Here is an 8,301-nt window from a genome sequence, read left to right as displayed (position 1 = left end):
TACGTGTTACTCACCCGTCCGCCGCTAACTTCTTAAGAGCAAGCTCTTAATCGGTTCGCTCGACTTGCATGTATTAGGCACGCCGCCAGCGTTCATCCTGAGCCAGGATCAAACTCTCCAATAAAGTGTTTGTCTAGCATCATAAATAAAAATTGACGTTTCACGTTGTTTGTTTCGTTCAGTTTTCAAAGAACTTGTTTGCCGCTCAATCGGCGACTTCCTTATGTTAACATCTCAGTTATTCGATGTCAACTAAGTTTTTTATTTTGTTTGTCGCGTTTTTGATTTGTTTTATCAGCGACTCGTATAATATTACACCCTTATTTAATAAGAGTCAATGTCTTTTTTAAAATATATTTATTTAGGAGGAGAATACCACACTCGCCATATTAATGAAGTATAAATCGGATTAACCTCCTAATTTGGGCATACTATCCTTGTCTCGTTGTTTCATAAAATTTCTCTTTATTTCGGCAAGTTAATTCTTTTTTCATATGCGACAAGAAAAAATCTCGCTTCATGCTCTAACTTCTTTAATAAAATTCATTTGGCAATAAGTCCAAAATACTAGAATGGATCCACGCAATATATACAGCTACTTCTGAATAAGCTTCAGCGAATGTTTACGGGTATTTCTCATCGCTTTTCTCACCTGTTACAATCACCACAACCGTAATGATACGTTCTTCACTCATCGTAATATACTTTTCTTACAATGAGTGGAGTAGTTTTATAAGAAATGATTATAAGTACTGAATTCGAAAAAAGGAACACACCTTTTTTGTTCATAATTTTAGAATAATTCTAAATGTAACACCCTTATCATTATTATTAAAAACTTCAATTTTCCCACTATGCTTATTAACAATACTATTAGCAATGGTAAGGCCCAAACCCAAGCCCCCCGTTTTTCGATTTCGCGATTTTTCTCCTCTGTATAAAGGAGAAAATATATATGGAATATCCTTATCTAAAATACCAGGACCGTTATCTGATATTGATAAACAAATATGATTTTCTACACTAATTTCTAAGTTCACCTGTATTTGTCCTTTAACAGGCGTATATTGTATTGCATTTGATAAAATATTATTAACTGCACGAGATAATAGATAATAATCTCCCTTAAAAATAATATCCCCACACGAAGTAAAAGTTATTTCTTGTTCTTTTTTCACTAATTCTGGTTCAAATCCTTGAATTAATTCCTTCATAACAGCGGTGAAATTTAATTCTTCTAGATCCAAAGGCTTTTCTAAATAATTCACTTGGGTGAAAGAGTGCAAATCAGAAATTAATTCATTTAAAACATTTGCTTTCTCATAACTAATGTCTATATATTTCTTCCTTTTCTCAGGTGTATTTGCAATTCCTTTTTTTAACCCCTCTAAATATCCCCTTATTGAAAATAAAGGAGTTCTTAAATCATGTATAATAGAAGAAAAAAACAACTTCCGTTCTTGTTCCATTTGTTCTTGTTTTTCCAAAGCTTCTTTCAAGCGACCTTGTAAAGTTAAAAATGATTCTGATAGATTATTAATTTCTTTAATAGGAGTGTGTGGTAAATTGAAATGATACTCTTTTCTAGCAATCGCCTTTACTACTTGTTGGAAATCAAAAAGCGGTTCTAATGCTTTCTTTTTAACAAATCTATTACATAAGAGTAGCATAATTCCACTTAAAATAATCCAAATCCATAACCCTCCCCATTCATTAATAATATAATTTAAACGGCTCTGCTTCATCTTTGGAGCTAGACGATTATCTTGTATAAAAGCAATTCCTAATAACTCATCTCCATCATATACCCTATACTCTTGACCAGGAAAATCTGATTTCGGCTCATTAGTAGCATTCAGCTGCGAGCCAACTTGATACCCTGGGGACTTATAAACTATATTTGAAAAAGTCGTCTCATTGTTTTTATTAATTAATTTAATATTTACCTTTAATTGCTTCGTTTTTTGATCAATATCTTGCTGCCAATTTACATCATTCCACTTATAGGCATTATCTAATACAGTATCTTTAATCCATGGTTCTAAACTTTCTAATTCAAAATAATAATGTTCTTTGGTATAATTTAAAACTAATTGAGTAATGCTGAAAGGAATTACTAAGAATACAAATATAAATATATATAACCAATGTTTGATGTTGAGTTGTATTTTATTCATTAGTCTCACCGAATTTATAACCAATTCCCCAAACAGTATAGATCTTTATTTGATTTGTTGATTTCTCAAGTTTCTCTCTTAATTTAGCAATATATACTCTTACCGCATGATTATCCCCTTGTTCATACCCCCACACTTTTTCTAGAATTTGTTCATATGTCATTACTTGATTAGGATTCACTAAAAACAATTTCAATATTTCAAATTCTTTCACTGTTAATAAAATCATTTCATTATTTATATAAATCTCTCTTCTATCTATATTCAGCCTAATATTCTTATAACAAATCTCATTTTCTATTTTATTATTTTGCTTTTCAAAGCTTTGATTTAACCTACGTTCAATCGCTTTTATTCTTGCTATAATTTCCCCCGGTGTTGCACTTTTAACAATATAATCATCTGCCCCAATGTTTAAACCTCTGATTTTATCTACATCATTCTGTAATGCACTTAAAAAAATAATTGGTACATTACTTTCTGCACGAAATTTTTTACATATCGAAAAACCAGATTCATTGTTCATCATAATATCTAATAAAATCATATTAATATGTATTTTATCAAATATCCTTTTAGCATCTTCTCCATTTGTTGCTTTAAATACTCTATAACCTTCTACTTCCAGAAAGTCCTGTAACATTTCCATAATTTCTTCTTCATCATCTACAATAAGAATATTGTTAACCATCTTCTTCCTCCTGGATAGTACAAATTTCAAGTTATTGTATATTATACCTTATAATAGCAACATTTTTTTATGATTGAATCAATTTCATAATCCTCAGCCCCTATGTCTTCAACTAATTTGAATGACGAAAAAGTCGCTATTCCTTATCTAAAAGGTATAGCGACTTTTTCCGTTAACCATCCAGTATGACGTATTAGGTGCGGGTTATGATTACGAAGTCATTTATACACAAATTCACTGCACGAAAACAAAAACCATGATTACTTATAATAAACGCAATGTATGAGAACTCCTTGGTTTTGATGAGAAATATCAAACACTGAAATACATACAACCAAATGAATGTAAAACGTTTCCGTTAGCGACAGATTCTCTTCGCTAAACAATCCACAAGATCAAAATAGAGACAAATCTTCGGAAATATAGTGTCTCATGTAGTGAGTCAGAGGTGTGGAAAAAACTTCACAATCAAAAAAGCGCTGTCGAACGAGTCTTTCAGTTAAAAAGAAGAAATTATTAATTATATGCAATTTTGATATAAATATAATAAAAATTCCATCGCACTATCTTTTGACATTTTTTTGATACTTTTTTGATAAGAATTCTATACGTTTTTTTTATATTAAATATAGAGCATTACTTATATGTTATAGAAAAAATTTTCTTTCTATAACTCACAAAATATAGGAGGTACTTTAATGACTAGCATATTAAAAGCACAGAATGTCTCTAAAATATATGGAGAAGAAGCTAATACATTTTACGCATTAAAAAACGTTTCATTAGAGGTCAAAACAGGTGAATTTTTAGCAATAATGGGGACTAGCGGTTCGGGAAAATCTACTTTATTAAATATCTTATCCGGCTTAGATCGACCATCTTCAGGAGAAGTACTTATAAATAATATTAAGATAAATAACCTACATGATAATGAATTAACCGAGATTAGAAGTAATCAAATAGGATTCATATTTCAACTTTTCAACTTAATACCAGTTTTAACTGCTATGGAGAATGTGACGCTCCCTTCTGAATTAGCTGGCCATAACATCGAGAAAATCAGACAAAAAGCATCAGAATTATTAGATCTAGTTGGTATAGGAAATTTAAAATCATCATATCCTTCTAAAATGTCCGGTGGTCAACAGCAGCGAGTTGCCATTGCAAGGGCTCTAGTCACACAACCTAAAATTATATTAGCAGATGAACCAACAGGAAGCTTAGATTCAAAAACAAGTAAGGAAATTTTGAATTTATTGCGAGAATTTTGTGAGAGCTTACAGCATTCTTTAGTTGTTGTCACTCATGATGCTATGGTGGCATCTTATTCTCATCGAGTGATTTTTCTAAAAGATGGCAAAATCCAAGATGAACTGATTCTAAAAAATTTAAATTTATCTCCCAAAGAAAACACTAGCTTAATAATAAATAAAATAGAGGAGAGCTCTATATGAAAGGATCCTTTCTACTATCGATAAAATTCTTAAAGTCCCAAAAAAACAGAACTATTTTTTCTATAGTTGGTGTAACTATAGGAATAGCATTATTAATTTTTTCTAACATCTTAATATACACTGTTGAAAGGTCAAACGAAAAAACTATAAAAGAAAAATATGGGGACTACGACTTAATAATTGGCTATAAAGATTCTACCCAATTTCTTTCACAGGAAGATATAAACACTATTAATAATTCTAAAGAAGTTAAAAACAGTACTCCACTTCTTTATCCGTACATCGGCGAACAACATCCATACAAAGAAATGGCCGCACAACCCATGTATGTGGGCATAAAAGATGACGAGTTAGCAAAACAACATATATTTGCAAAACTATCTTCTGGAAAATTACCTGGTCCAAATGAAATAGTCATCCCTTATAATACGGCGCATTCTAAAAATTTAAAAATAGGTTCTAAACTTGAACTTCCTTTTCCACCAAATAGTATAAAAGAGGTAACAGTATCGGGGATTATGGAGCAAAATCAATACCTTAATTCAGTTGTATTATTTAATTATAAATGGTTAGCAGATATGACCAACCAAAATGGACATACAACCACATTAATAATTAAATTAAATGATTTAGGAGATAAAGAACAATTTATACAATTTTTAAAAAGCAAATACAAAAACTTATCTATAGACAGTCAAATTAAAGCAGATAAAGAGAGAGAAAATATAGGCGGATTAAAACCAATTATTCAATGGTTAAGCATTGCTATTTTACTTGGTAGTATGTTACTTATCATTGGGGCATTACAAATGTCTATTCAAGAAAGAAAAAAAGAACTAGCTACTTTGAGATTATTAGGGATTAAAAGAAGAAAGATTTTCCTCTTGGTAATGAATGAATCTTTTATTATAGCCATAATTTCAGCATTAACCGGTTTAATAACAGGAATATTCTTATCTATACTTTCATATAAACTGATTGAAAACCTAATGAATTTACAACTTGGATTTATTTCTATTCCATGGAACTCTATTCTAATAGGAATTCTTTCAACAATAATATTAACAATGATTTCAAGTATTTTCCCGGCACTATCTGCTAGCAATCTTACACCTATAGAAGCTTATCATAGTTCAACTGACCTTAACTATAAGCAAAATCCTTTGACAGTAGCTGCTAGTATTTTAATGTTTCTAGTATCATGCACCATCTACCTTTTAAATTACTACTATTGGCAGCAATCCAATATATATATAATAGGCATTGTTTTATTTTTACTGTCTATACATCTAGGATTACCTACAATGTTTAAAATAATTACGAATCTAATAACTATATTATTAAAAAGATTTTTTAAAGGCGATGGTTTATTAGCTAGTAGAAATGTACTCAAACAAATCAAAAGAAATATTCAGGTTGTACGTGTTTTAATATTAGGTATAGTAATTTGTATTGTCGGATTACATTTTCTCGAAGTGGTTAAAGATACAACTCAAACTGATATAAAACATCGATATCCACTTAACTACACACTGCATTCTAATTCATCCTATGAAGAACCCGGATTATCTGAAGATTTATATCAAAACATAAAAAGCATTAAAAATATTAATGCGATACCAGTGTATAAATCTAAACTTTTTTTCACTTTAAATTTAAATCAAAATATTAATTCTGAAAATACTGTAACATATAATATAAATGGTCAAAAACAATTTTTAGTGGGTGTACAAGGCTTGGATTTTTCATCCCTTCAAAAAACACTACCTATTAAGATTAAACAAGGTACTATAAACGAGGAAAGTTTAAATGAAGGAGGAGTTATATTAACTTCTTTTACTTCTGAAATATTGGGATACAAACTTCATGATACAATTCGTTTAATTCCTGAAGACCAATTAGCAACGAAAGATGAAAAAATTAATTTTGAAAATGGAAATTCCGAAAAAAACATTATCTCATTAAAAGTTGTCGGCATCATCAATCAAAACCCTTTGACAAATGATCAATCTGACTTGCGTATATATACCTCCCCTACATTAATGAAAAATGTTGCAGGTGTAAATACAATAGATAAAATTTATTTTAATATCACTCATAACAAAAATACAGTAAGTGCACAAATAAAATCCCTCATTCAAAATCAACCTTCTTCAAAGGTAATTTTATATAGCCAAGAAGAAGAGATAAATAAATTTCTTCAGCAATATTATCAAAGAATCGTGATACTACTCTATACAGTTTGTATGATAATTTTCTTGGCTTTTATCGCTCTAATGAATGGAATGGCAAGTAGTTTAAGGGAACGTGCTAGAGAATTTGCAACTATGAGAGCTATAGGCTCTAAGCGTAATCAAATTATTCGTCTCTCTTTACTTGAAGGTTCTATTGTTTCAATTTCCGGAGGAATAATAGGGGTATTTTGTGGGATTATCTTAGTTTATCAATTGCTAGTATTACTAAAAACTACAACATTCATATTCCCTTTAAAAATCGTATTGATTTGCCTATCTATTAGTCCTATTTTAGGTATTGTAGCTTCTCTAATACCAGCAGCCAAATTATCAAAGGTTCATATATTAGACAAATTAAATAATAAATAGTGTATTCAACAATAAATACCCCTTGTCTTTTTTATAGGCATAGTTAAAGACATTATCAATAACCAATCTGACTTTTATACTCTATAAGAGTTAGATTGGTTCACTCTCTTCTGAAGTATACGTATTTCTAGCCCTAATACTAACGTTATTTTACAAAAGGCTTCAATAATTAATTGCGAAATTTCATCATCATTTGCTTGACGCTGTTTTGCTTCATAATGATAACGTTGACCTTAAAAAATGAGATAAATTCATAAAGTTTCACATAATGTACACAAATCAACTAACTACCCTATGATAAAATGGAAATTATCAACAGTTACTAAACAATGGACCATTATGGTCTATTTTCACATGTCTATCAGCTGATTACCAATATAAGTACTGTCATAATATTATTTTAAAATGTAATGGAGATGATAAAATATGACAACCTGGTTTATAGTTTCGTTGGTTATTGTGTTTACTATTAAATTAATACTAACTTCTCTTCCAACTGCTGTTGTAGAATCGTTTACCAGCAAATTTCAATTACACCCAAATCTCGATGATGCGACTGTTACCGTAACCATCGATGGAAAACCTTTAGAAGGCGAAGACAAGATTCAAGTTATTAACCAATTTAACCAAGCGCTATTTTTAGAGAAATACTATTTCCCTCCACAGAGCAGTGGAACACCATTGATCATTAATACTAAGAGGGGCAAAAAGGATGTTAGTTTTTCTATATACAGTTACAACGACCACGTTGATGTAATCAAACAGTATAAGAAAAAAGTAGTCGCATATAGTCTTCGTTCCGATAGCCTTCAAAAACGTTCCATGTTAGTAACAGGAGATGTAGTTTAAAAAGATCGTCAAAGAGGCGATCTTTTTTTGTGGATGAAATGACAACTGAAGCTAAAAAGAAAAGGATTCTTAATACATAGGAAGCAGTTCAGTTATTGTGAAGAAAATCTAAAATAACGAGCTAATTCACATGTTAATTTGCATAGTAAATAACACGCAAAAAAGCTCAAAGTTCCTATATAACTCTGGGCTTTACTTTTGTATGAGGCTTATTCAATTAAAGTTACGTTAGTGAATTAATTATTTTCAAAAGAAATTTTTAATACTCTGAGAAAATAAAAAATAAAAAGCAAAAATTGCTAAAAGAGCTCCAATATTATGTACTATACGAAAACTTCTGCTACTTATTTTCTTTTTATGGCATATACAAAAAAGACGAGTCATACTGACTCGTCTCAGATTGCCTGGCAACGTCCTACTCTCACAGGGACAAAGTCCCAACTACCATCGGCGCTAGAGAGCTTAACTTCCGTGTTCGGTATGGGAACGGGTGTGACCTCTCTGCCATCATTACCAGACTTATGAAG

Annotated in this window: 5 protein-coding genes and 2 rRNA genes; 3 read left to right on the top strand and 4 right to left on the bottom strand. The window is 30.5% G+C overall.

Annotated features, from left to right (window positions below):
• The 3 genes from WAZ07_RS25930 to WAZ07_RS25920 form a co-directional block, all read right to left on the bottom strand.
• Window positions 1-124, bottom strand: a 16S ribosomal RNA gene (locus WAZ07_RS25930); the annotation flags it as partial.
• 661 nt (window positions 125-785) lie between these two features.
• Complete coding sequence (locus WAZ07_RS25925; RefSeq protein ID WP_336474689.1) at window positions 786-2,177, bottom strand: sensor histidine kinase; 1,392 nt, start codon at window positions 2,175-2,177, stop codon at window positions 786-788.
• On the bottom strand, window positions 2,170-2,868 hold the full coding sequence (locus WAZ07_RS25920; protein WP_336474688.1) for a response regulator transcription factor: 699 nt from the start codon (window positions 2,866-2,868) through the stop codon (window positions 2,170-2,172). Before WAZ07_RS25920 ends, WAZ07_RS25925 begins: the two co-directional genes overlap by 8 nt.
• 698 nt (window positions 2,869-3,566) lie before the next feature.
• Here WAZ07_RS25920 and WAZ07_RS25915 point away from each other — a divergent pair.
• From WAZ07_RS25915 to WAZ07_RS25905, 3 genes are all read left to right on the top strand, one after another.
• On the top strand, window positions 3,567-4,322 hold the full coding sequence (locus WAZ07_RS25915; RefSeq protein ID WP_336474687.1) for an ABC transporter ATP-binding protein: 756 nt from the start codon (window positions 3,567-3,569) through the stop codon (window positions 4,320-4,322).
• Window positions 4,319-6,925 carry an ABC transporter permease gene (locus WAZ07_RS25910; RefSeq protein ID WP_336474686.1) on the top strand — a complete coding sequence of 869 codons (2,607 nt, stop codon included), beginning with the start codon at window positions 4,319-4,321 and terminating at the stop codon, window positions 6,923-6,925. The genes WAZ07_RS25915 and WAZ07_RS25910 overlap by 4 nt, the downstream gene beginning before the upstream one ends.
• Window positions 6,926-7,351: 426 nt before the next feature.
• Window positions 7,352-7,774 carry a YfmQ family protein gene (locus WAZ07_RS25905; protein ID WP_336474685.1) on the top strand — a complete coding sequence of 141 codons (423 nt, stop codon included), beginning with the start codon at window positions 7,352-7,354 and terminating at the stop codon, window positions 7,772-7,774.
• A gap of 402 nt (window positions 7,775-8,176) precedes the next feature.
• Here WAZ07_RS25905 and rrf read toward each other — a convergent pair.
• A 5S ribosomal RNA gene (gene rrf, locus WAZ07_RS25900) occupies window positions 8,177-8,292 on the bottom strand.
• Between the last annotated feature and the right edge of the window lie 9 nt (window positions 8,293-8,301).

Source organism: Bacillus bruguierae (assembly GCF_037104725.1).
GTDB lineage: Bacteria > Bacillota > Bacilli > Bacillales > Bacillaceae_G > Bacillus_A > Bacillus_A bruguierae.
This window is presented reverse-complemented; position numbering and strand designations above follow the sequence as displayed.